Source organism: Xanthomonas maliensis (assembly GCF_009192945.1).
GTDB classification, from domain to species: domain Bacteria; phylum Pseudomonadota; class Gammaproteobacteria; order Xanthomonadales; family Xanthomonadaceae; genus Xanthomonas; species Xanthomonas maliensis.
Window position 1 is genome coordinate 43382 of the sequence record NZ_NSET01000044.1, and the last position, 24916, is coordinate 68297.

Consider the following 24916-nt stretch of genomic DNA (forward strand, 5'->3'; position numbering starts at 1 on the left):
GTTGATGGAAGACGGCAGTATAGCCAGTCGCACTGGCGTTCCGACGTGGCGGCGGCGACTGCCGACAGCAGCGGTCGCCCCTATCCACGCGGCCGATAGGCGTATCGCCTGCCGGCGTGTCATTCGGCTGGCGGTGCTGGCGTGGTGTCGCCTCCGCGCAGCAGCTGGCGCATGTACAAGGCGGTCAGTCCCGGGCGGTCGGGCCGCAGGCAGGCCTGCACATTGGCTGCGCCCGGGCCTTCGCGGGTATAGCCCTGGGCATCGACGTCCAGATGCAACGGCGTCGTCGGGCAGACGCTGGGATCCAGCAGCCAGGCCACCGGCACCACATCGAACAGGGTCGGGGTGGCGCTGGCCCAGGGCTGGTCGGTATTGCGCCATTGGTAATAGAGCTGGGTCAGCGCGTCGGTCAGGCCGTCGCCATGCGCGAACAAGGCGATCCGCTCCGGTTCCTCCAACGGCAGCTGGGTGGCGTCCAACGGCATCAGCACGATCGGCACGCCGGCGGCGAACACGCGCTGGGCCGCAGGCACGTCGGCCAGGATGTTGTACTCGGCCGCCGGCGGGCTGGCCGGGCGATACGGCGACTTGCCATAGCCGACGCGTACCGAACCCCCCATCGCCACGATGCGTTTGAGCTTGGCGAAGCCAGCCGGGTCGCGTTGCTGCGCCAGCGCCACGTCGGTCATCGGGCCAAGCACCAATACGGTGACCTGCCCCGGATAGCGGCGTGCCTGCTGCAGGATGAACGCCGATGCCTGCGGCAGCGCGCGCGGCAACCTGCCCTGCGCGGCCCAGCGCGCCTGGCTGAAGGGGATGCTGCTGGTGGTCGGCATCCCGATCGCCAGCGGCACCTCGCCGCGCCCGGCCTGCTGCAACAAGCGTTGCAACAGGCGCACGCGCAGGGGGGTGTCGCCCCAGGCCGAGGCGATCCCCAGCACCTGCAACTGCGGGCTGCGCAGCAGCAGCCCCAGCGCGAAGGCATCGTCGATGTCATCGCCGATATCGGTGGACACCACCACCCGCTCGAAGCCGGGCGCGCCGGCCTCGTCCGCCGGGGTGGTGGCCACCGGTGCCTGCGCGGCGGCCGCGCCGGCCAGCCAGCACATTGCCGCCAGCACCCACCTGTTCGTCTGCATCCCGCCCATCGCCCTGCCTCGCTGCATAAAAAAACCGCCGGCAGGATAGCCGGCGGTTCGCTTGCCTCACACCACGCCAGGATCAGAAGTTGGCGCGGAACTGCGCACCGACGATGCGCGGATCGTTGATGAAGCCGGTGAGGTTGTTGAAGTCGATCGCACCGGTGGCGCGGATCTGGTTGGTGCAGTTGCGGCAGAACACCGACACCTCGTAGGCACCCGCATCCCAGCTGTAACCGATCTTGGCGCCGCCTTCGACCAGCGGCTGGCCGACGAACTCGCGCGAGTCGTACAGGAAGAAATTGACTTCGCTGCGGTAGGACCAGTCGGTGTAGAAGAACAGCTCGCTGGCATCGCTCAGCGGGATGCCGTAACGCAAGGTGGCATTGGCCATCCACTTGGCCGCCTGCGGCAGCGCATTGCCGTCGATCTCCGCACGGCCGGCGGCATTGATCGGGTCGGTCACGGTGCAGGTGCGGCAGATGCCCACCGACAAGCCCGGATCGTCGATACGGGTCCAGTTGTAGGCGCCGCCAGCGGTCACCCGCAGGTTCTGGGTGATCAGCGCCTCGAAGTCGAACTCGGCGCCGCGCGCCTTGGTCTTGTCGGCATTGAGCAGGCGGATGTCGTTGGAGGCGCCGCCCACCGCGGTCAGTTGCTGGTTCTTGACCCGGAAATCGTAGACATCGAAGCTCAGCCGCGCACGATTGTCGAACAGGTCGGACTTGATGCCGACTTCGAACGAATCCACCGTCTCCGGCTGCGCCACGGTCAGCGGCGCGGTGGCCGACGGCACGCCGAAGCTGGCGCCGCGGAAACCGCGCGCGGCACGTGCGTAGACGTTGACGTTGTCGTTGAGCACGAACGTCGCGGCCAGGTCGCCGGTGACCTTGGAGTTGTCGGTCTCGCCGTTGGACGGGGTCTGCAGGGTGACGCGATCCAGCGCCAGCACGTCGAAGGTCTTCTTGTCGTAGGTGTAGCGGATACCGGCCCGCAGGTTGAGGCGATCGCTGGCCGCATAGTTCAACGAGCCGAACGCCGCCCACGAGGTATTGCGCTGGCGGGTCAGCTGGTAGCTGGCCAGATCGCCGCCGCTGAGCGTGTTGTAGGTGTAGTTTTCGCCTTCCACGTCGTCATGGAAGTAGTACAGACCGGCCTGCCAGTTGAGCGGGCCGCTGTACTGCGATTCGGCACGCAGTTCCTGGCTGTACTGGTCCAGGCTTTTGATGCCGCCGGCGGTCTCCACCGGGAACGGGATCACGCCCGGGCCGGACGGCGGTGCGAACACCGCGCCGTAGCCACCGTCGATGTCGCCACGGCTGTAGTACTTGCCGATGCCCTCATACGCGGTGATCGAATGCAGGGCGATATCGCCCAGGTCCCAGGTCAGGTTGGCGCTGCCGCCGTAGGTCTGCAGTTCCTGTTGGTTGCCGCCGTCGATCTCGGACTTCTCCGGATCGAAGCCGTCTACCAGCTGGTTGGTGCCCGGCTTGAAGATGTTGGCGCGGAACAGCCGCGCGGTGCCGTCGAGGTGACGCGCATGCGCGTTGAACAGCGCGCTGAAGTCGTCGCTGGCCTGGTACAGCAGCTGCAGACGCACGGCCGAATCGGTATAGCCTTCCAGATCGCGGCCGTCGCGGTTCTCCACCCAGCCGTCGCGGCGCTGGCCCAGCGTGGACAGGCGCGCCGCCCAGTGGTCGCCCATGGCGATGCTGAGACCGCTTTCCAGCGTCATCGTGCCGTAGGTGCCGTAGGACAGGCTGGCGTAGCCGTCGTTGGCGCCGATGGTCGGCTTGACCGAATTGAACTTGACCACGCCGGCCGGCGTGTTGCGGCCGAACAAGGTACCCTGCGGGCCGCGCAGCACTTCCAGGCCCTCCAGGTCGAAGATCGGGAAGCCCTTCAGGAAGGCGTTTTCCTGCACCACGTCGTCATAGATCAGCGACACCGGCTGCGAGGCATAGGTATTGAAATCGGTATTGCCGTAGCCGCGGATATAGACGCGCGGGAACACACGGCCGTTGGACGATTCGATGTTCAGGCTGGGCGCCTTGCCGGCCAGCACGCGGATATCCGAGCCGCTGGTGGACATGACGTCCAGATATTCCGGCCGCAACACCGAGGCCGATACCGGCACCGACTTGGAATCTTCCGAGCGGCGCTCGACCGTCACCTTGACTGCATCCAGGCGCACGACGCCGTCGTCGCTGGAGGCCTGCTGAGCAGCGGCATGGAACGGAAGAAGGGAAGCGACGGCAACGGCAAGCGCGCTGACCTGAAGCGACCTGATGGGCGACATGGAAAGACTCCGGAGGCAGGTGGTGAGGCGGCTGAGGCTGTATGCCGCAATGCAACAGAATTAACACGTTTTACACAATTAAGGCAGCCCGCGTACGAAAAATCTTCCCAAATGCGCCGAGCCGCTCTAATTATTGCAACACTCTTCTGCTAGCCACTCCGCTACACCCGTCACAGGTCATGCCTCGGTACATCTCAGTCCGCTGAAACGCTCGCCGCCGGAACCCGCACCCAGCCCTCCATCAGGACGCGCGCACTGCGGCTCATCACCGCCTTGGTCACTTGCCACTGACCATCGACCAGGGCCGCTTCCGCGCCCACCCGCAGCGCGCCGGACGGATGGCCGAAACGTACCGCCGACCGATCGGCGCCGCCTGCCGCCAGGTTGACCAAGGTGCCTGGGATGGCAGCGGCGGTGCCGATCGCCACCGCTGCCGTGCCCATCATCGCGTGATGTAGCTTGCCCATCGACATGGCCCTGACCAGCAGGTCGATCTCGCCGGCGCGCACCGGCTTGCCGCTGGAGGCGGTGTAATCGGCCGGCGGTGCGACGAACGCCACCTTCGGTGTGTGCTGGCGCGTGGCGGCGTCCTCGACCCGGCCAATCAGCCCCATCCGCACCGCACCGTGGGCACGCAGGGTTTCGAACATCGTCAGCGCACGCGGATCGCTGTTGATCGCATCCTGCAGCTCGGTGCCGGTGTATCCCAGGTCGCGCGCGTTGACGAAGATGGTCGGGATGCCGGCGTTGATCAAGGTTGCATCGATCGTGCCCAAGCCGGGCACCTCCAGCCGGTCGACCAGGTTGCCGGTCGGAAACATCGCTCCCCCCTCGCCCTCGCCTTCGTCGGCGGGGTCGAGGAATTCCAGCTGCACTTCGGCGGCCGGGAAGGTCACGCCATCCAGTTCGAAGTCGCCGCTCTCCTGCACCTGCCCGCCGCGCATCGGCACATGGGCGATGATGGTCTTGCCGATATTGGCCTGCCAGATCCGCACCGTGGCGACCCCATCGCGCGGGATGCGCGCCGCATCCACCAGGCCATTGGCGATCGCGAACGGCCCGACCGCGGCCGACAGATTGCCGCAGTTGCCGCTCCAGTCGACGAACGCACTGTCGATGGCGACCTGCCCGAACAGATAGTCCACGTCATGCGCGGCGCGCGCGCTCGCCGCCACGATCACCGTCTTGCTGGTGCTCGAGGTCGCACCGCCCATGCCATCGATCTGCTTGCCATAGGGATCGGGGCTGCCGATCACCCGCATCAATAGCGCGTCGCGTGCCAGCCCGGGCTGCTGTGCGGCGACAGGCAGGTCCTGCAGGCGGAAGAACACGCCCTTGCTGGTACCGCCACGCACGTAGGTGGCAGGAATGCGGAGTTGCGGGGCGAATGACATGGGAGGTTCCTCGGGGATGACGTACGTCGCGGCGGTGAGAGACGGCTTGAAGACAGCGATGCTGCGTGGCGATCCCTCGGCAGGCAGCGGCCAGACAGTGGCGCAACATGCGCGGCGCGCCAATGGCAGGGAGGCCATCGGCGCTTGACCATCGCGACCGGGCTGCCTGCTGTGGTCGTGCCCTAGGCTGCCTTGCTCGCTTCCAGAAAATCCTGCGCAAAGCGTTGCAACACGCCGCCGGCTTCGTAGATGGACACCTCCTCGGCCGTATCCAGGCGGCACGTCACCGGCACCTGCAGCTGGGTACCATCGCGGCGGTGGAGGCACAGCGTCAGCGTCGCGCCGGGCGTGCGTGCACCGAGAACATCGAACGTCTCGCTGCCATCGATCGCCAGCGTGGTGCGGTTGCTGCCCGGCTTGAACTCCAACGGCAACACACCCATACCGATCAGATTGGTGCGATGGATCCGCTCGAAGCCCTCGGCCACGATCGCCTCCACACCGGCCAGGCGCACACCCTTGGCCGCCCAGTCGCGCGAGGAGCCCTGGCCGTAGTCGGCACCAGCGATGATGATCAACGGCTGCTTGCGTTGCATGTAAGTCTCGATCGCCTCCCACATGCGCAGCACCTGCCCCTCCGGTTCCAGGCGCGCCAGCGAACCCTGCTTCACCTGGCCATCGACCACCGCCATTTCGTTGATCAACTTCGGATTGGCGAAGGTGGCGCGCTGAGCGGTCAGATGGTCGCCGCGATGGGTGGCGTAGGAATTGAAGTCCTCTTCCGGCACGCCCATGCTGGCCAGATACTCGCCTGCGGCGCTGCTGGCGAGAATGGCGTTGGACGGCGACAGATGGTCGGTGGTGATGTTATCGCCAAGCACCGCCAGCGGCCGCATGCCTTGCAAGGTGCGCTGCCCGGCCAGCGCACCTTCCCAGTACGGCGGTCGGCGGATGTAGGTACTCATCGGCCGCCAGTCGTACAACGGGCTGACCCGCGCGCCCTGCCCGGCCGGGCGCGCGAACATCGGCGCGTAGACGCTGCGGAAATGCTCCGGCCTGACGCTGCGCGCCACCACCGCATCGATCTCCGCATCGCTGGGCCACAGGTCCTGCAAGGTCACCGGCACGCCATCGGCATCGATGCCAAGCACGTCCTTTTCGATATCGAAGCGCACGGTGCCGGCGATGGCATAGGCCACCACCAGCGGCGGCGAGGCCAGGAATGCCTGCTTGGCATACGGATGGATGCGGCCATCGAAATTGCGATTGCCCGACAACACCGCAGTCGCATACAGATCGCGGTCGATGATCTCCTGCTGAATCGCCGGATCCAGCGCACCGCTCATGCCGTTGCAGGTAGTGCAGGCGAAAGCGACGATGCCAAAGCCCAGGCGTTCCAGCTCGCCCAGCAGACCGGCTTCTTCCAGGTACAGCTGCACCGCCTTGGAGCCGGGCGCCAGCGAACTCTTGACCCAGGGCTTGCGGGTGAGTCCGCGTGCATTGGCGTTGCGCGCCAGCAGGCCGGCGGCAATCACGTTGCGCGGATTGGAAGTATTCGTGCACGAGGTGATCGCGGCGATGATCACTGCGCCGTCCGGCATCTGCCCAGGCACGTCGTCCCACTGGCCAGCGATGCCGGCACTGGCCAGCGCGGTGGTGGCCACGCGCTTGTGCGGATTGGAGGGACCGGCCATGTTGCGCACCACGCTCGACAGATCGAACTGCAGCACGCGCTCGTACTGCGCGTCGACCAGCGCGTCGGCCCAGAGCCCGGCCTGGCGCGCATAGGCCTCCACCAGCGCCACCTGGCTGTCCTCGCGACCGGTCAGGCGCAGATAGTCCAGGGTCTGCTGGTCGATATAGAACATCGCCGCGGTGGCGCCAAATTCCGGCGTCATATTGGAGATGGTCGCGCGATCGCCGATGGTCAGCGCGCTGGCGCCGGCGCCATAGAACTCCAGATAAGCACCGACCACGCGCTGCTGGCGCAGGAATTCGGTCAGCGCAAGCACGATATCGGTGGCGGTGATGCCCGCCGCCGGCCGCCCCAGCAGTTCCACGCCGACGATGTCCGGCAGCCGCATCCACGAGGCGCGCCCCAGCATCACGTTTTCCGCTTCCAGGCCGCCCACGCCCACCGCGATCACGCCCAGCGCATCCACATGCGGCGTGTGGCTATCGGTGCCCACACAGGTGTCCGGGAAGGCGACACCGTCGCGCACATCGATGACTGGCGACATCTTCTCCAGATTGATCTGGTGCATGATCCCGTTACCCGGCGGAATCACCTCCACGTTCTCGAACGCGCGCTTGGTCCATTCGATGAAATGGAAGCGATCGGCATTGCGCCGGTCCTCGACCGCGCGGTTGCGCGCGAATGCTTGCGGATCGGAGCCGGGATACTCGACCGCCAGCGAGTGGTCGACGATCAATTGCACCGGCACCACCGGATTGACCTGGGCCGGATCCCCGCCCTGCTCGGCGATGGCGTCGCGCAAGCCGGCCAGGTCCACCAACGCGGTCTGGCCGAGGATGTCATGGCAGACCACCCGCCCCGGGAACCACGGGAAATCCAGATCGCGCCGGCGCTCGATCAGCTGCCGCAGGTACTCCTGCAGCCGCTGCGGTTCGGCGCGACGCACCAGGTTTTCGGCATGCACACGGGCGGTGTACGGCAGCGTGGCGTAGGCGCCAGGCTGCAGCGCATCGACCGCGTCGCGCGCATCGAAGTAGTCCAGGGAAGTGCCCGGCAAGGGCGTGCGGTACTGGCTATTCATGGCTAGCGATATCACAAAGCGGGCGGGGTCTATTGCGGAGTCTGTTGCGGGCTCTGTTGCGGGTATTGCTATTCACCACGTACGTCTCGCCTCTCTCCCTTCTCCCGCAAAGCGGGAGAAGGTGCCCGAAGGGCGGATGAGGGCCGCTCGCAGGCAGCGATACTCAGGAGCGCTGATCCAACGGCACGAACACCTGATCCTCTGGACCGGTGTAATGCGCAGAAGGCCGAATGATCTTGCCGTCGATACGCTGCTCGATGATGTGCGCGCTCCAGCCGGCGGTACGCGCCAGCACGAACAATGGGGTGAACATCGCCGTCGGCACGCCCATCATGTGGTAGCTCACCGCGCTGAACCAGTCGAGGTTGGGGAACATCTTCTTGATGTCCCACATCACCGTTTCCAGGCGTTCGGCGATGTCGTACATCTTGCGGCTGCCCTGCTCGTCGGACAGTTCGCGCGCCACCTCCTTGATCACCTTGTTGCGCGGATCGGACACGGTATAGACCGGATGGCCGAAGCCGATCACCACTTCCTTGCGCTCCACGCGGGCCTTGATGTCGGCCTCGGCCTCGTCGGGGGTGTCGTAGCGCTTCTGCACTTCGAACGCCACCTCGTTGGCGCCACCATGCTTGGGACCGCGTAGCGCACCGATGCCGCCGGCGATGGCGCTGTACATATCGCTGCCGGTACCGGCGATCACCCGGCAGGCGAACGTGGACGCGTTGAACTCATGCTCAGCGTACAGGATCAGGCTGGTGTGCATCGCCCGCACCCACGAGTCCTTCGGCGCAAACCCGTGCAGCAGATGCAGGAAATGCCCGCCGATGGAATCGTCGTCGGTCTCGACCTCGATGCGCTTGCCGTTGTGGCTGTAGTGGTACCAATACAGCAGCATCGAGCCCAGCGAGGCCATCAGTTTGTCGGCGATATCGCGCGCGCCGGGATGGTTGTGGTCGTCCTTTTCCGGCTGCAGGCAGCCCAGCACCGACACCCCGGTGCGCATCACATCCATCGGATGCGCCGACGGCGGCAACTGCTCCAGTGCCGCCTTCACCCCGGCAGGCACGCCGCGCAGCGAGCGCAGCTTGGCCTTGTAACCGCGCAGCTCGCCGCTATTGGGCAGCTTGCCGTGCACCAGCAGGTAGGCGATCTCTTCGAACTCGCTGGTGGTGGCCAGATCGAGGATGTCGTAGCCGCGGTAATGCAGGTCGTTGCCGCTGCGGCCCACCGTGCACAACGCGGTATTGCCGGCGGCCGTGCCGGACAGGGCCACAGACTTCTTCGGCTTGAAGGCGGGTGCAGGCTGCGAAGTGGTGCTGTCGTTCATGCAAAATCTCCAGGGGTGCGGTCTTAGCGACGCATGTGGATCAAGGGGCGGATTGGGCGGCAGGACTGCCGCCGGCGCGCTCGAGCAACTGCTGCAACATGGCGATCTGGCGGTTCTGCTGCTCCACCAGAGTGGCCCAGTCCTGCTCGCGCAGCTGATTGAGCTTTTCGTGCACTTGCAGGATTTCCAGTTCGGATTTGATGTTCACTTCGTAATCGTTCTGCGCACGCAGGCGGTCCACCGCCGCCTGACGGTTCTGGCTCATCATGATCACCGGCGCCTGGATCGCCGCCAGGCAGGACAGCACCAGATTGAGCAGAATGTAGGGATACGGATCGAAGGCATGCGTCAGCACCAGACTGTTGAGCGCGATCCACAGCAACAGCACCGCACAAAAGCCCAGGATGAAGTTCCAACTGCCACCGATCTCGGCAACGCGATCGGCGATGCGCTCGCCCAGCGAGCGGTCCCGATCGGCCTGCTTGACGATGTCGCGCGCCACATGCCGCCGGGCGATGAACCGCTCCACCACCTCGCGCTCGGCCTGGGGCAGGCTCTCCAGCTCGGTCTGCAGCAGCTGTTGCGCCGTCTTGCGGCGATCGATGCGGCCGCGCGGGCGCGCGGTGGCGGCGTGTTGCGTGTTCATGCACGGACTCGGGCAAGGGAGGCAGGCGTGAATCATGCGCCCTTGCGGGCAAACAGCGCATCCAGGCGCTGTTCGTAGTCGTGGTAGCCGATGCGCTCGTACAGCTCTTCGCGCGTCTGCATCGTCTCCAGCACGGCTTGCTGGTGGCCGTCGCGGCGGACCGCCGTGTACACCGCTTCGGCGGCCTTGTTGGCCGCACGGAAGGCCGACAGCGGGAACAACTGGATCGCCACCCCCGCCTGTGCCAACTGCTCGCGCGTGAACAGCGGGGTCTTGCCGAACTCGGTGATATTGGCCAGCACCGGCACCTGCACCGCCTGCACGAAGCGCTGATAGGTCTGCAGATCGTAGGCGGCCTCGGCAAAGATGCCGTCCGCCCCGGCCTCCACGCAGGCGATCGCACGTTCGATCGCCGCGTCCACGCCCTCCATCTGGATCGCGTCGGTGCGCGCGATCAGGAAGAAGTCCGGATCGGTCTTGGCATCGGCCGCAGCCTTGACCCGATCCACCATCTCGCCCTGACTGACGATCTCCTTGCCCGGCCGATGACCGCAGCGCTTGGCGCCGACCTGGTCTTCGATATGGCAACCAGCCGCACCGGCCTTGATCAGCGACTTGATCGTGCGTTCGATGTTGAACGCACTCGGGCCGAAGCCGGTGTCCACGTCCACCAGCAGCGGCAGCGCGCAGACATCGGTGATGCGGCGCACGTCGATCAATACGTCTTCGAGCGTGTTGATGCCCAGGTCCGGCAAGCCCAGCGAACCGGCCGCCACGCCGCCGCCGGACAAATAGATCGCCTGGAAGCCGGCACGCTCGGCCAGCAGGGCGTGATTGGCGTTGATCGCACCGATCACCTGCAGCGGTGACTCGGCAGCGAGCGCGACGCGGAAGCGGGCGCCAGCGGAGGCGGAAGGCGAGGCAGTCATGGCGGAATCCTGGGAAGGCAGACACCGACATGATCGCAAATCACATGCCAACCCCAAGTCATTGATTCGCAAGCCGCCACACGGCCATACGTTGCAACACTGAAACAACAAGCGCAACATCTGAAACACCCGTAACATTGCCGTCATGCCGCCCACATCCCCGCCCAACGCCGACACCGAGCTCCCAATCATCTGGACCGTCAGCGTCTCGCGCCTGACCGGCCTGCTGGCCGATGTCATTCCCGAATTCGACCAACGCGCGCGCATCGAGCAGGTCAATCTCGGCTTCGCCGAGGCGGTGGAGCGCATCGGCCAGCGCCTGCGCCGCGAGCGCTGCGACGTGCTGGTGGCCGGCGGCTCCAATGCCGCCTACCTGCGCAGCCGGTTGGCCTTGCCGCTGGCGCCCATCCAGGCCACCGGCTTCGATCTGCTGGAAGCCTTGGCGCGGGCGCGGCGCATCGGCCGCCGCATCGGCGTGGTCACCCACGCCAGCGACGTTCCCTCGTTCCGCAATTTCCAGGACAGCTTCGAACTGGATCTGGAACACCGCCGCTTCGTCACTGCAGAAGACGCACGCGACTGCATCGCCGATCTGCGCGCAGCCGGCATCGAGGTCATCGTCGGCACCGGCATGGCGATCGACTTCGCCGAACAGGCGGGGCTGCCCGGCGTATTGCTGTACTCGGCCGACTCGGTGCGGCAGGCACTGGAACAGGCGCTCGCACTGGCCGCGGCCGCGCGCGAGGACCGCAGCGGCGGCCGCGCGATCCGGCGAGCGCGACGCAGCGACGTGCTGCTCGGCGAAGACGCACCGATGCGCCAGGTGCGCGAGTTGGTGCAGTTGTACGCGCCGCACGCAGGCACCGTGCTGGTCAGCGGCGAGACCGGCACCGGCAAGGAATTGGTCGCCCGTCAGCTGCACGCCGGTAGCCGTCGCCGTGGTCGCTTCGTCGCCATCAACTGCGGCGCGATCAGCGAAGCGCTACTCGAGTCGGAGCTGTTCGGTTACAGCGACGGCGCCTTTACCGGCGCCCGTCGCGGCGGCCACACCGGCCTGATCGAAGCCGCCCACGCGGGCAGCCTGTTCCTGGACGAGATCGGCGAACTGCCATTGCCGTTGCAGACCCGGCTACTGCGGGTATTGGAAGAACGCGAAGTGCTGCGCGTGGGTGCCACCGTCCCTACACCCGTGGACGTACGCGTGATCGCTGCCAGCTTGCAGCCGCTACAGGACCTGGTCGCACAGGGGCGGTTCCGCCGCGACCTGTTCTATCGCCTGGCCGCCTTGCGCATCGTCTTGCCTGCACTGCGGCAGCGGCCCGACGCGATCGCCGAATTGCTCGCGCATTATTTCCAGCAGCTGGGCGGCATCGCCTCACCCCTCGCGCCGGAAACGCTGCAGTGGCTGCAGCGCTACGCCTGGCCAGGCAACGTCCGCGAACTGCGCAATCTGGTCGAGCGGCTGTGCATTCACTGGAAGGCGCAAGCACACCACCGCCTGAGCCTGGAACATTTGCAACGCTGGGCACCTGAACTGCTCGATGTGTACACCAGCAACGCTGGGGCTGCGACGCAGTCCTCAACGCCGGACGAGCTGACTGCATCGCGCAGGCAGCTCACCGCTGCGGCAGTGCGCGCAGCACTCGACAATGCCGGCGGCAATCGCACCCTCGCCGCTCAGGCATTGGGCGTATCGCGCACCACCCTATGGCGTTGGATACGCGGCGATCGTTGAGCCATCGACGCAACGCATCTCGTTAGCTTTCGCGACTTCGATCGCTCGCGCTCGCCGCCCGGACTGGACGCATATCACGCTTGAGTCCCGCTCCCGCGCACAGCAAGACATCACCGTAGCAACGGACATCGCTAGCAATCACATGTCTTGGATGCACTGCCTTATGCTCGATCAATCCACGGCATCGCAATGGCGATCAAGCCACATGCCATCGTCTTGGATAGCCGAGCGATCACACCAGGAGGGCAGCTGTGAAGATACGTATTTTCCTAGAAGGCAATGCCATCAACGAGATGCCCATCGATATCGCCAATAAATCGTTGCAGGCACTGCGAACAGATATTGCTGGCCTCGGTATCTCACTGCCACCGGCCTGGCAGTTCATGAAAATAGACGACGCGTTGCCTGTGGAAGCGGAACGCGGAATTCTCGCCAGCCTGATCGCCATCGACGGCAAGGTCACGATCGCAGCTGTACCGAAAGCCAAAACCGCTTTAAAGCCAGGCAAGAGCGCAGCAAAGGCCAACGCCAAGCCCGACGCAACGGTGTCAGCGACGCCGGCCAGTACGGGCAGGCATACGGACGCCAGCAGCGGCCGGTCCGGCACATCAACCCAGAAGGCTCCAGGCGCAACCGTATCGGACGCACCGTCGACGACACCAGCCAAGCCATCCACAACCACAACCACAATCAAAACCACAACCGCCAAGAGTACCGACGCATCTGCCACTCCAGATAAGACAGCAGCTCCCGCGCCCAAGGCGTCGCCAGTGCGCAAAAGCAACAAGCAAGCCTTGGTCGTCGACGCGCCGAAACCTCCAGAAGGCAAGCTGGAGGCCGACTCGTTTAAATCCTTCGAAGAACTCTGGAAGGCTGCACTGCAGAGCGGTGAGACAATCAAGAGTCCCAGCGGCACCCAGACCGCCTATTCGGTTTTCGACTCTGCGCGCAAGCGCGGAAAATTCCCGCTGTTGGTCAGGGCGGACAACGCGCTGTCGCTGAAGGACGAATCCATCTCGCTGGGGCTACCACACGACCCTGCCGCAGATGGCGCCGCAGTCAATCAAGCGTTGCAAGCCAGCATCCGAATCAATGTGCGCAGCGAGGATATCAAGGACGTCTGGGCCAGCGAGTCCTTGCTGCTGCGTGATCTGCACGGTTCATCTGCATTCAAGCTGGTCTACGCTGCGGGCGCAGAAGGTACTGTGGACGGCATCATGGTAGGCGGCGAAGACCACTTCTCCTATCAGAGCAGCAACCGGCAACTGACCAAGCAGCGGACACGCTCGGTGCATGTGTCCTCGGTACGTCGGGTGACCAAGGCTTCGATCACCCTGCCTCACGAGCTGATCCATGTTTCCGCGGACATCCAATCCGTCTTCGAGAATGCACTGGATACGCTTGAAGGGAGTGCAAACTTCGCTGGACAAAGCCCGCAGAATCCGGAACAAGCCCTAAGCGATGTGCTGCGCCTCCTTGGCTCCAAGGGCGCCCTGATTCCCAGGACGTATCTGCTTGGCGGGCAGATCACCATCAAAGACCAGATGCTAAGCGACCAATCGCTGACCTCCATCGAGGATGAGAAGAAGATCACGTTCGAACAGGACGTGGCAGCAGAGGTCAAGGAGGTGGGCGTCAAAGTCGATGCACAAACGCAGATTGGCAACGCGGACAACAAAGGGTCGAGCATCAGCAACAGCAAGCAGGCCGCAAGCAGGCGACTGCATATGATCGGCGGCGCCGCGGGGTTGGCGGAATCGCCGACAGAGTGGATCAAGTCGCTGGAGGATCCGACCACCTGGGACATCATTGGTTACGACAATTGCCTTCCGGTGTGGGAATTCTTCGATACTCCCTTACGTATGCGTTGGCGGACCTTCGCAAACCGCTTCAGGCAACTACTGGAGACAGAGATCAAAAGGGAATATGCGAAGCACGATAATCTGATCGGACTACTCACCGATCGGGCTCGGCTGCAGGAACGCGGCGCAGATTCGATTCGCGCCGCATTCGGCATTGCAAATCTGCCCAAGAGTTGCACGGTCCAGGAAACGCCCTGGCAGATCAGCGAGGATTGGAAGCTCACCGGCCTCTCCTCCAACCAGGCCGTGCAACTCGGGCAGGACGAAATGATCACCTACATCTCCATTTTCACTGCCTTTTCTCCACCTGGCACCTGGCAAGTCACCTCCGGGGGCCTGATGGAAAGCGAACTGCGTATGACGTTCACCCAGGAGTCTTTGCGAGGCATGTCGTGGCATGTGGACGTACAGAAGGCCAAACGCTCCGACATCGAGGTAGCACCGCGATTCCATGCGATCAACGCGCTCTATCAAGCAATGATCGCCTCGCCGAAATAATCAGACAGCCGCCAGCGGCCGAGTGCGGATCAGTAGCGACCAAAGCCTCGTACTGCAGCAGCTATCCAGAGCGCTCGGCCGCGCGCCTTTTGACCTGCTGACGACCATTGAATCGCTTCATCGATATGCGGTAATGAGGCACCTACCCACTATCGAGCACCCTGCTGATTCCCTGTACGTATCCACGCCTCCAGGCACTTCAGGCGATTGCCCCTCACATCTATGGCCCCCGCTGGCGAGCCCCCGCCGCGCGCGAGATCGGGGTTTCCTTGACAACGCTGGAGAGCTGGCTGGAGAACCGGGCGATCATGCCAGCCTCGTGCATCGAGGCAATCGTACAGCGCGCACGCACCCAAGCCAGAGACTGCCTGGCGCTCTGCGAGGCCATCGAAAGGATCGAGCGAGAGTCCGTATTTGACCTCTGATCCCATACGCAGACGCAAAAAAGCCGGCACTTGGCCGGCTTTTTCTTCGCGCTCTAATCCGTGGAACCATTGGATTTCGATGGTGGGCGGTACAGGGATCGAACCTGTGACCCTTGCCGTGTGAAGGCAATGCTCTACCGCTGAGCTAACCGCCCGATGACGCGAGCCGCCCATTATAGGGCGGCGGCGGCGATCGTCAACAGGCCGGACCCAGCTCTCTGGCGTCCGCGTGGTGCGCCGCCGCCAGCGCCTTTCACGTGATCTGGCACCTGCCGGGGATACGAAAGCACAGACGATGCGGCAAGCCGCGCTCACATCGTATGGGTCGGCTTGTCCGAGCCGGTCATGCCGGCCAGCAGGGTCTCGATCTTGCTGCGCACCGCTTCGCCCTCCTGTCCTTCGGGGAACTGCAGGCCGATGCCGGCCGGTCGGTTGCCCTGGGCGCCGGCCGGGGTGGTCCAGATGACCTTGGTCGCCAGGCCGAGGCGTTCGCTGGAATCGGGTAGCGACAGCATCAGGAAGATGTCATCGCCCAGCATGTAGCGTTTGGGCGTCGGGGCGAAGATCCCGCCGCCCTTCACGAACGGCATGTAGGCGCTATAGAGCGCGGCCTTGTCCTTCAGCGCCAATGACAGGATGCCCTGGCGTGCGTTCATTGCATTCATCGAGTTCCCCTAGATCGGGCCGGACGCGCTCCCTCGCGCCAGGCCAGCAACAATTCCGCCACGGCCAGATCGGCACGCACGGTGGTTCGCAACAGATCGCGGGTGCGATTGGCTTGATCGAACCAGGTCGCCAGCTTGTGCAAGTGCATCGGATCGGTCAAGCCGGCCGATGCCTGCGCCAGCACCAGGTCGGCGGCATGCCGCAGCCGCGCGTCGGCCTGGCCGTCGTTGGTCCAGCGTTGCGCCACGTCGACCGCACCGATGCGGCCGCTGGCGATGCGCTCCAGATCCTGCGCCACCGCCCGCCGCACCGCCAGACCATCCTCGCGCAGCCATTGCGCGGCCAACCCTGGATGGCCGCGGGCAGCCTCCAGCGCCTCCTGCGCAGCGCGCGCCTCCACCCCTTGCGCCAGCAGCCAGTCCAGCGCCTCGTGCGTTGGCGGCAGCTTGAACTCCAGCCGTTGGCAGCGGCTGCGGATGGTCGCCGGCAAGCGCGCCGGTTGCGCGCTGATCAACCACAGATAGCGCCCGGGCGCCGGCTCTTCCAGCGTCTTCAGCAAGGCATTGCAGGCGGCGCGATTGATCGCGTCGGCCGGATCGACGATCACCACCTGGGCGATGCCGTATTGCGGCGTCAGCGACAGCTTCTGCGAGATCTCGCGCACCTGCTCGATGATGATCTCGGTGCGCAGCTTGTCGCCGGTCCGGTTGGGAATGAAGGAGACCAGCTGCAGGTCCGGATGCGTGCCGGCGGCGATCAGCTGGCGGGTCCGCGCGGCCAGCGCCGGGTCGGGCGAGCTGGCCAGCACGTGTTCGGCCAGCGCCAGCGCGACTGCGCGCTTGCCCAGCCCTTCCGGACCGCAGATCAGCAGGCCATGGCCGAGCCTCCCGGCATCGAGCGCGGCGACGGTCTGGTCGTAGGCTCGCTGCTGCCAGGGCGCAAAGTCGGTCGGCGCGCTCATCGGCCGGCCTCCGTCTGCGGCTGGCGGCGGCGCTGCAGGTAGCGCGCCACCGCGGCGTTGTGCTCGTCCAGCGTGGCGGAAAAGGCATGCGCGCCGCTGCCGTCGCCGACCGCGACGAAGTACAGCGCATCGCCCGGCGCCGGGCGCACTGCCGCCAGCAGGGCTTGCCGGCCCGGCATCGCGATCGGCGTCGGCGTCAGTCCGGTCCGGGTATAGGTGTTGTAGGGCGTGTCGGTGGTCAGGTCGCTGCGGCGGATATTGCCGTCGTAGCGGCTGCCGATGCCGTAGATCACCGTCGGGTCGGTCTGCAGCTTCATGCCCAGCTGCAGGCGCCGCAGGAACACGCCGGCGATCTGCGGCCGCTCGCTGCCCAGCGCGGTTTCCTTTTCGATGATCGAGGCCAGGATCAGTGCCTGCTCCGGCGAGGCGAGCGGCAGATCGGGCGCACGCTGCGCCCAGGCCTGCGCCAATGCCTGCTCCATCGCGGCGTGTGCGCGGCGCAGGATGTCCAGGTCGCTGTCGCCACGCTGGTACAGATAGGTTTCCGGCAGGAAGCGCCCTTCCGGGTGCTGCCCCGGTGCGCCCAGGCGCGCCATCAACGCGCCATCGTCCAGCGTGCCCAGGGTCTGCCGTAGCGGCGTGGCGGTGGCCAGGGCCGCACGCAGCTGGCGGAAGTTCCAGCCTTCCACCACGGTGAAACGGTACTGGATCACCCGCCCCTGGCGCATATTGGTCAACAGCGCGCGCGGCGACAACGCCGGGCTCAGCGCATACTCGCCGACCTTGAGCTTGCCAGCGGCATCGACCTGGCGCGCCAGCAACTGCCACTCCAGCGTCGTGCCTGCAGTCACGCCGGCCTCGCGCAGGCGGTGCAGCGCAGTCTTGAGCGAGTCGCCCGGTGCGATCACCACGCTGGGCGCGCGCGCGTTCACCGGCGTGTCGGCGAAATAGGCGTAATGCCGCCAAGCCACCAGCGCCAGGATCGCCAGCAGCACGACGGACAACAGCCCCGTCCCCAGCACGGCCAGACACCCGCGTTTGCCAGTCACCGTCACCGCTCCCTTGTCATTGCGTACTCGGCGCGCAGGATACCGCGCGGCAGTGATGTCCCGTTGAAGCGCTCATGCCGGATCCAGCGCACGCAGCAGCCCGCGCGCCTTGGCGCGGGTCTCGTCCAGTTCGCGTTGGGGGTCCGAATCGACGACGATGCCGGCGCCGGTGCGGAAGCGCACCTGGGTGCCGGCCACCTCGGCGGTGCGGATCAGGATGTTCAGATCCAGGTCGCCATCGCGATTGAGCCAGCCGAACGCGCCGGTGTAGGCGCCGCGCGCGACCTGTTCGAGCTCGGCGATGATCTGCATGCAGCGCACCTTCGGGCAGCCGGTAATGGTGCCGCCAGGGAAAACCGCCGCGATCACCTCGCCCGGACTCACATCCGCACGCAAACATCCGCGCACGTTGCTGACGATGTGGTGCACATGCGCGTAGCTTTCCACGCCCATCAGTTCGTCCACCTCCACCGTGCCTGGCGCGCACAACCGCCCCAGGTCGTTGCGCTCCAGGTCGATCAGCATCACGTGCTCGGCGCGCTCCTTCGGGTGACCGACCAGTTCGCGGATGTGCTCAGCATCGTCGTCGCCGGCAAAGCGCGCGCGCGTGCCTGCGATCGGGCGTGTCTGCACCAGCTCGCCCTGCACCGAGACCAGCCGCTCTGGCGAGGAGCTGACCACCGCACGGCCGGCAGCGACGAACAGTCCGGCGAACGGCGCCGGGTTGGCGATGCGCAGGCGCGCGTGCAACGCGGCTGGCGCCACGGCGACATCGAACCGCGCACTCCAGGCACGCGAGATATTGGCCTGGAACACATCGCCGGCAGCCAGGTAGTCGAGCACCCGCGCCACCGCGGCGGTGAAGTCCTGCGGCACATCCTCGTCGACGGCTGCCGGCCCGACCCAGGCCGGCAGTGGCGGCAGCGTGGCGCACGCAAGGATGTCGTCGGCGATGCGGGCCAATAGATCCTCCCGCCCCGGTTCGGCCAGCGCCACGCACTGACCGCTGCTGCGGTCGCGCAACACCGCGGCCGGCGTGCGCAGCGCCAACGCCGACGGCAGGCCATCCGTGCGCGCGGGCAACTGCAGCACAGGCTCGACCTGCGCGGCCAGCTCGTAGTCCAGCAACAGTGCCCAACCGCCGCGGAAGGGCCACGGGCTGGTGGCATCGCGCGGCACGCGCAGCGCCCGCCAGGCCGCATCCAGCGCCGCCAGAAAGCCGCCTGCGCGGACCTGGCCTGCCTCATCGCGCACACGGCCGTCCACATCCAGCTGCAGACGGCCGCCGTCGGCCAACAGCAGCATGTCCCAGCGGCCATGCGCGGTGCCGCATGCAGTGGATTCCAGCAAGACCGGATAGCGCTGCGGCGCGAGCCGATGCAAGGCCAGCAGATCGACGTCCGCGTGCAAGGGTCTGGTCAGCGTCATCGGCCTGGGGTGGCGTGGGTGCGGGAGACGGGCATGGCACGCGGGCGATGCACTGACCGCGCGCGCGAACCGGGGATGGTGGTGGAAGCAGGCAACGCAGGCGGACGTGGCGAGCGACCATGTCCTGCGCTTGAAGGCGCCGAAGCGGCCGGGCGGCCGCCGGGCGAACGCTGGCTTAGACGCGCTGGAATACCAGCGTGCCGTTGGTGCCGCCGAAGCCGAAGCCGTTGGACATCACCACGTCGACCTTGGCCTCGCGCGCCACATTCGGCACATAGTCCAGATCGCAGCCTTCGCTGGGCTGCTCCAGGTTGATGGTCGGCGGGATGATGCCGGTGTGCAGCGCCATCACCGAGAAGATCGCCTCGACGCCGCCAGCCGCGCCGAGCAGGTGGCCGGTCATCGACTTGGTCGAGCTGACCATGGTCTTGTAGGCGTGGTCGCCCAGGGCGCGCTTCATCGCCAGGGTCTCGGCCAGGTCGCCCAGCGGCGTGGAGGTGCCATGCGCGTTGAGGTAGCCGACCTGCTCGGGGTTGAGCTTGGCGTCGCGCAACGCGGCGTTCATGCTGCGTGCGGCGCCTTCGCCGTCCTCGCTGGGCGCGGTCATGTGGAAAGCATCGGAGCTGGCGCCGAAGCCGACCAGCTCGGCGTAGATCCGCGCGCCGCGCGCCTTGGCGTGTTCGTACTCTTCCAGCACCAGCACGCCGGCACCGTCGCCGAGCACGAAGCCGTCGCGCTGGGTATCCCACGGGCGCGACGCGCCGGCCGGATCGTCGTTGCGGGTGGACATGGCCTTCATCGAGCAGAAGCCGCCGACCGAGCTGGGCGAAGAGCCGCGCTCGGCGCCGCCGGCCAGCATCACGTCGGCATCGCCGTGCTGGATCATGCGCATCGCCGTACCGATCGAATGATTGGAGGTGGCGCAGGCCGACACCGCCGAGAACGTCGGTCCTTTCAGGCCTTTGATCAGGCTCACCTGGCCCGGCAACATGTTGATGATGGTACTGGGAACGTAGAACGGCGAGATCTTGCGCGCGCCGCCCTCGTGGAATTTGATGGTCTGTTCTTCAATGCCGAGCAGGCCGCCGATGCCCGAGCCCAGAATGGCTCCGATGCGTTCGGCATTGGCCTCGGTGATTTCCAGGCCGGAATCGTCCAGCGCCATGAACGAGGCGCCGACGCCGTAGTGGATGAAGGAATCCATCTTCTTGGCGTCCTTGGGAGACACGAAGATGGTGGGATCGAAGCCCTTGATCTCGCCGGCGATCTTGGTGGTGAACTGCGAGGCATCGATCTGCGTGATCGGGCCGATTCCTGAGCGCCCATGGATGATTCCATCCCAGCTGGTGGCCAGATCATTGCCCAGCGGCGACACCATGCCCATGCCGGTAACGACAACACGACGACTCATTGCAGATCTCCTCACCACCGGACGCATGGTGCTTGCAGTTTTGTGGTTTGTACTCGCAGCGGAAAAACACAGGGCCGCATCAGCGGCCCCATGGATGTCTGACGCAGCAGCGGCCATCGGCGCGCCACTGCCGCCAGGAACAACGCATCAGCTCTTGACGTGAGCCTTGACGTAATCGATCGCCTGCTGGACCGAGGTGATCTTCTCGGCTTCCTCGTCCGGGATTTCGCACTCGAACTCTTCTTCCAGCGCCATCACCAGCTCGACGGTGTCCAGCGAGTCGGCACCCAGGTCATCGACGAACGATGCGCTGGTGGTGACTTCCTCTTCCTTGACGCCGAGTTGCTCGACGACGATTTTCTTGACGCGTTCTTCGATGGTGCTCATTGAGATATCGCTCCAGATGGAGTAGTGGTGGTACAAAACAAACGCCATCGGGCTGCGATGGCCGCGTTGGATAGTGTAGTGGAAGCGCCCGGGCCTTGCATTGCATCACAAACCCCGGCCGATCAGCCACTTAGGCCTGCCTAGGGCATGTACATGCCACCGTTGACGTGCAGGGTCTCGCCAGTGATGTAGCGGGCGGTCGGGCCGGCCAGGAAGGCCACCGCGTTGGCGATGTCCTCGGCCTGGCCGAGATGACCCAGGGCGATCTGCTGCAGCAAGCCGGCCTTGGCCTCTTCCGGCAGCGCCTTGGTCATGTCGGTATCGATGAAGCCGGGCGCGACCACGTTGACGGTGACGCCGCGCGAACCGATCTCCTTGGCCAGCGACTTGGAGAAGGCGATGATGCCGGCCTTGGCTGCCGCGTAATTGGTCTGACCGGGATTGCCGGTCACGCCGACCACCGAGGCGATATTGATGATGCGGCCCTTGCGCGCCTTCATCATGCCGCGCATCACCGCTTTCGAGGTGCGGTAGACGCTGCTCAGATTGGTGTCGATGATCGACTGCCAGTCGTCGTCCTTCATCCGCATCAACAGATTGTCGCGGGTGATGCCGGCGTTGTTGACCAGGATCGAGACGGCGCCGAATTCCTTGCCGATCGCATCGATCAGCGACTCGATCGCGGCGGCATCGGTCACGTTGAGTTCGCGCCCATGGCCGCCATGGGCGGACAGGCGCTCGCCGATGGCGCTGGCACCGGCCGCCGAGGTGGCCGTGCCGATAACGGTGGCGCCGTGGGCGGCCAGGGTGTCGGCGATCGCCGCACCGATACCGCGGCTGGCACCGGTGACCAGGGCGATTTCGCCCTGCAAAGGCTTGCTCATGATGGCTGTTCCTCGAAGGGGGACGTCGCGATCATGGCCGCGAGCGTCGAGAGGGTCGTGCGGAAACTGCGTGGGTCGGTTCAGTGCACCCAGGCATCGAGCGCACCGGAGTACTCAGCGGGCGTGGCCAGCGAACGCGCGTCCAGCCCCTTGTCGATGCGCTTGATCAAGCCGCTCAGCACCTTGCCGGGGCCGCATTCGGCAACCCGAGTGATGCCGCGGGCAGCCAGCGTCTGCACGCAACCGGTCCATTGCACCGGCAGATACAGCTGCTGCACCAGCGCCTGGCGAATCGCCTCGCTGCCCTCATGCACACGCGCATCGACGTTCTGCACCACCGGGATCTGCGAGGCCTGCCAGCTCAGCCCGGCCATCGCCTCACCGAGCTGGTTGGCGGCATCGCGCATCAACGGCGTGTGCGAGGGAACGCTCACCGCCAGCTTGACCGCCTTGCGCACACCGCGCTCGGCCAGCAGCGCCAGCGCGCGATCCACCGCTGCGGCGTGGCCGCCGATGACGATCTGACCGGGCGAATTGAAGTTGGCCGGCACCACGACCTCGCTGCCGGACGCCTGCTCACAGACGTCCTGCACGACGGCATCCTCGGCGCCCAGGACCGCCGCCATTGCACCGACGCCGGCCGGCGCAGCGGCCTGCATGAACTGGCCGCGCAAGCGCACCAGGTGGGCGCCGTCGCGCAGCGACAAGGCACCAGAGGCGACCAGGGCGGTGTATTCGCCCAGGCTATGCCCGGCCAACAGCGACGGACGCTCGCCGCGCTGCGTGGTCCACAGCCGCCACACCGCCACACCCGCCGCCAGCAGCGCCGGCTGGGTATATTCGGTGCGATTGAGCATTTCTTCCGGGCCGCCCTGCGACAGCGCCCACAGGTCGACACCGGCGCCATCGGAGGCTTCGGCAAACGTTTCGCGAATCTGCGGATGCAGCTCGGACAGTTCGGCCAGCATCCCTAGGGACTGTGAGCCCTGCCCAGGGAAAACGAAGGCGAGAGTGGAGTCGGTCACGCGGTGGCTGCCCTACAAAAATCGAGCCGGGATGATACGTGCGAAATCGTCCTGGCGTCTGTACTGACGCGTATGCAAGCACCGGCCGGCACTGCCAGGGCGGCGGCTGCGCCGCTCTCGCAACCGACACCCCATGCGTGACTACCCGCCTTCGCCGCGCAGCACGCGCGGGCTGATCCGGCCGCCACCGCCCCGCGCGCGGACGTCGCATCGATGCACTCAGACAGACAAGGGAAACGCAGCCGCCTGTCCGTGCAGGCGCCCCTGCGCGTCGATCAGTTGCCAGACCACCCCATCGGTAATGGCGAAGCGGGTCCCGTCCTTGGCGATTCGGACACCCGCATAGTGCTTGACGTAACCATCGCGAGCGACCGCCGCGAGCAGGCGCTGGCGTTCTGCCTGTTCGGGACGCTCGGCAGACCGTCGCGAGGGCATCGCCATGAAGGCCTCCCAGTCATAACCGAACAGCCGCTGTGCGGTCAGATTGGCGTAGATGAACAGCGGGTCGGCGGCGGTGTCGTGCGCCAGCAGCGCAAACGGCGCCTGGCGATACAACCAGTCGGGCCCGAGCACCGGATCGGCAAGCAGCGGTTGGCCGAGCAGCCGATGGAAACTGCCGGTCAGCAGAGCGAAGAAGGCGGGATCGTCGGCGAGGCGCATGCGGCGAGGCTAACGCCTCCGCAGCCAAGGCCTGGCGCTGGACCGGCACGCCCGGCGCGGCGAACGAACAGTCGATCCCCGCGGCTGCAGCTGCCAGCGACGAGGCGCTCGGCGAGCCTGCGCCGCGAGCCAGGATGGCCGCTGGGTAGCCGACGATTCTCAAGACGTGACCGAGCACGATGTCCCTCGAGACGGGAGCAGCGGGGCAGCCGTCTTTCTGAGCGAAAGTATCGAGCGCACTCAGCAGTGCGGCATCACGCGCCACCGTGTATCGACGACGATCAGATCGATCGCATGGCGGCAGCTCGCCGCCAAGTGCGCTCGCCGCCCGAAGGACAGTGGGGACGCGTCGACCGCCGCCAAGGCAGGACGCGGCGTCCTCAGTAGCGCAGCAGCGCCGAGCCCCAGGTGAAACCGCCGCCGAAGGCTTCCAACAGCAGCAATTGGCCGCGTTGTACCCGCCCGGAGCGGACCGCCTCGTCCAGCGCCAGCGGCACCGAGGCCGAAGAGGTGTTGCCATGGCGATCGACCGTCACCACCACTTGCTCCATCGGCAGCTCCAGCCGTTTGGCGGTGGCTTCGATGATGCGCAGATTGGCTTGGTGCGGGATCAGCCAATCCAGGTCGTGCTTGTCCAGGCCGTTGGCGGCCAGGGTCTCGTCGACCACCGAATCCAGCGCCTTGACCGCGTATTTGAAGACGTCGTTGCCCTTCATCAACAGCGCGCCGCCGCCGTTCTTGCCTTCGCCGAAGCCCACCGACACGCCCACCGGATCCCACAACAGCTCCTTCTTGCTGCCATCGGCATGCAGGTGCGTGCTGAGGATGCCGGTGTCCTCGTCGGCCTTGAGCACCACCGCACCGGCACCGTCGCCGAACAGCACGCAGGTGGTGCGATCGGTCCAGTCGACGATCCGGGTCAAGGTCTCGGCACCGACGACCAGCACGGTCTTGGCATCGCCGCTGCGGACGAACTTGTCGGCCACGCTGAGCGCGTAGACGAAACCAGAGCACGCCGCATTGACATCCAGTGCGCCGCAGCCGAGCGCGCCCAGCCGGGCCTGCAGCAGGCAGGCGGTCGACGGGAAGATCAGGTCGGGCGTGGTCGTGCCGACGACAATCAGATCGATCTGCTCGGCAGTCACGCCGGCCGCTTCCATTGCCTTCAACGCGGCGAAATACGCCAGATCGCTGGTGGTCTGGTCGTCGGCGACGATGTGGCGCTCGCGGATGCCGGTGCGCGTGCGGATCCATTCATCGCTGGTGTCGACGATGGTGGCGAGATCATCGTTGGTCAACACCTTTTCGGGCAAATAGCTGCCCGTGCCCGCGATCCTGGAATAGATCCGCTTGCTCATAGTCTGTCCTGTTGCAGGAGCCGCGCGAGACTGGCGGCTCCGGGTGCTACATC

The 24916-nt window shown here is 65.9% G+C and carries 19 protein-coding genes and 1 tRNA gene; 2 read left to right on the forward strand and 18 right to left on the reverse strand.

The window, feature by feature from the left end; translation table 11 throughout:
* Nucleotides 1-119: 119 nt before the first annotated feature.
* From CKY51_RS13380 to prpB, 7 genes are all read right to left on the reverse strand, one after another.
* Complete coding sequence (locus CKY51_RS13380; protein WP_238319599.1) at nucleotides 120-1139, reverse strand: nucleoside hydrolase; 1020 nt, start codon at nucleotides 1137-1139, stop codon at nucleotides 120-122.
* 82 nt (nucleotides 1140-1221) lie between these two features.
* Complete coding sequence (locus CKY51_RS13385) at nucleotides 1222-3438, reverse strand: TonB-dependent receptor (protein WP_152249354.1); 2217 nt, start codon at nucleotides 3436-3438, stop codon at nucleotides 1222-1224.
* Nucleotides 3439-3632: 194 nt separating this feature from the next.
* Nucleotides 3633-4832 carry a 2-methylaconitate cis-trans isomerase PrpF gene (gene prpF / locus CKY51_RS13390; protein ID WP_022974620.1) on the reverse strand — a complete coding sequence of 400 codons (1200 nt, stop codon included), beginning with the start codon at nucleotides 4830-4832 and terminating at the stop codon, nucleotides 3633-3635.
* Nucleotides 4833-5014: 182 nt separating this feature from the next.
* A complete protein-coding gene (gene acnD / locus CKY51_RS13395) occupies nucleotides 5015-7609 on the reverse strand; it encodes a Fe/S-dependent 2-methylisocitrate dehydratase AcnD (RefSeq protein WP_022974621.1) in 2595 nt (864 codons plus the stop codon).
* Between the two features lie 163 nt (nucleotides 7610-7772).
* Nucleotides 7773-8939 (reverse strand): bifunctional 2-methylcitrate synthase/citrate synthase, encoded by a 1167-nt coding sequence (gene prpC / locus CKY51_RS13400; protein WP_152249355.1) that lies wholly within the window; start codon nucleotides 8937-8939, stop codon nucleotides 7773-7775.
* 40 nt (nucleotides 8940-8979) lie between these two features.
* Complete coding sequence (locus CKY51_RS13405; RefSeq protein WP_152249356.1) at nucleotides 8980-9585, reverse strand: DUF1003 domain-containing protein; 606 nt, start codon at nucleotides 9583-9585, stop codon at nucleotides 8980-8982.
* Nucleotides 9586-9617: 32 nt separating this feature from the next.
* The gene (gene prpB / locus CKY51_RS13410) at nucleotides 9618-10514 is read right to left on the reverse strand and encodes a methylisocitrate lyase (protein WP_022974624.1); all 897 of its coding nucleotides are present in this window, start codon (nucleotides 10512-10514) and stop codon (nucleotides 9618-9620) included.
* 145 nt (nucleotides 10515-10659) lie between these two features.
* Here prpB and prpR point away from each other — a divergent pair, with 145 nt between their 5' ends.
* Nucleotides 10660-12249 carry a propionate catabolism operon regulatory protein PrpR gene (gene prpR, locus CKY51_RS13415; protein ID WP_022974625.1) on the forward strand — a complete coding sequence of 530 codons (1590 nt, stop codon included), beginning with the start codon at nucleotides 10660-10662 and terminating at the stop codon, nucleotides 12247-12249.
* A 251-nt stretch (nucleotides 12250-12500) separates the two neighbouring features.
* Complete coding sequence (locus CKY51_RS22725) at nucleotides 12501-14609, forward strand: hypothetical protein (protein WP_244952540.1); 2109 nt, start codon at nucleotides 12501-12503, stop codon at nucleotides 14607-14609.
* A gap of 505 nt (nucleotides 14610-15114) precedes the next feature.
* Here the strand turns inward: CKY51_RS22725 and CKY51_RS13425 are convergent.
* The 11 genes from CKY51_RS13425 to CKY51_RS13475 all read right to left on the reverse strand — a co-directional run bounded on the left by CKY51_RS13425 (nucleotide 15115) and on the right by CKY51_RS13475 (nucleotide 24863).
* A tRNA-Val gene (locus CKY51_RS13425) sits at nucleotides 15115-15189 on the reverse strand.
* A 156-nt stretch (nucleotides 15190-15345) separates the two neighbouring features.
* Entirely contained in the window at nucleotides 15346-15699 is a 354-nt protein-coding gene (locus tag CKY51_RS13430) for a PilZ domain-containing protein (protein WP_031341016.1), read from the reverse strand.
* Nucleotides 15696-16661 (reverse strand): DNA polymerase III subunit delta', encoded by a 966-nt coding sequence (locus CKY51_RS13435; RefSeq protein ID WP_022974627.1) that lies wholly within the window; start codon nucleotides 16659-16661, stop codon nucleotides 15696-15698. Before CKY51_RS13435 ends, CKY51_RS13430 begins: the two co-directional genes overlap by 4 nt.
* Nucleotides 16658-17716 (reverse strand): endolytic transglycosylase MltG, encoded by a 1059-nt coding sequence (gene mltG / locus CKY51_RS13440; protein WP_152249357.1) that lies wholly within the window; start codon nucleotides 17714-17716, stop codon nucleotides 16658-16660. Before mltG ends, CKY51_RS13435 begins: the two co-directional genes overlap by 4 nt.
* 66 nt (nucleotides 17717-17782) lie before the next feature.
* Nucleotides 17783-19138, reverse strand: coding sequence for an aminodeoxychorismate synthase component I (locus CKY51_RS13445; RefSeq protein WP_022974629.1), 1356 nt, complete (start codon nucleotides 19136-19138; stop codon nucleotides 17783-17785).
* Nucleotides 19139-19313: 175 nt separating this feature from the next.
* Nucleotides 19314-20549 carry a beta-ketoacyl-ACP synthase II gene (gene fabF, locus CKY51_RS13450; protein WP_152249358.1) on the reverse strand — a complete coding sequence of 412 codons (1236 nt, stop codon included), beginning with the start codon at nucleotides 20547-20549 and terminating at the stop codon, nucleotides 19314-19316.
* A gap of 147 nt (nucleotides 20550-20696) precedes the next feature.
* Nucleotides 20697-20936 (reverse strand): acyl carrier protein, encoded by a 240-nt coding sequence (gene acpP / locus CKY51_RS13455; protein WP_002814322.1) that lies wholly within the window; start codon nucleotides 20934-20936, stop codon nucleotides 20697-20699.
* Between the two features lie 140 nt (nucleotides 20937-21076).
* A complete protein-coding gene (fabG, locus tag CKY51_RS13460) occupies nucleotides 21077-21820 on the reverse strand; it encodes a 3-oxoacyl-ACP reductase FabG (RefSeq protein ID WP_022974631.1) in 744 nt (247 codons plus the stop codon).
* A gap of 80 nt (nucleotides 21821-21900) precedes the next feature.
* Nucleotides 21901-22845, reverse strand: a complete 945-nt coding sequence (gene fabD / locus CKY51_RS13465) for an ACP S-malonyltransferase (protein ID WP_022974632.1) — start codon at nucleotides 22843-22845, stop codon at nucleotides 21901-21903.
* 219 nt (nucleotides 22846-23064) lie between these two features.
* Nucleotides 23065-23505 carry an MEKHLA domain-containing protein gene (locus CKY51_RS13470; RefSeq protein ID WP_022974633.1) on the reverse strand — a complete coding sequence of 147 codons (441 nt, stop codon included), beginning with the start codon at nucleotides 23503-23505 and terminating at the stop codon, nucleotides 23065-23067.
* Between the two features lie 380 nt (nucleotides 23506-23885).
* Nucleotides 23886-24863 (reverse strand): beta-ketoacyl-ACP synthase III, encoded by a 978-nt coding sequence (locus tag CKY51_RS13475; RefSeq protein ID WP_022974634.1) that lies wholly within the window; start codon nucleotides 24861-24863, stop codon nucleotides 23886-23888.
* Between the last annotated feature and the right edge of the window lie 53 nt (nucleotides 24864-24916).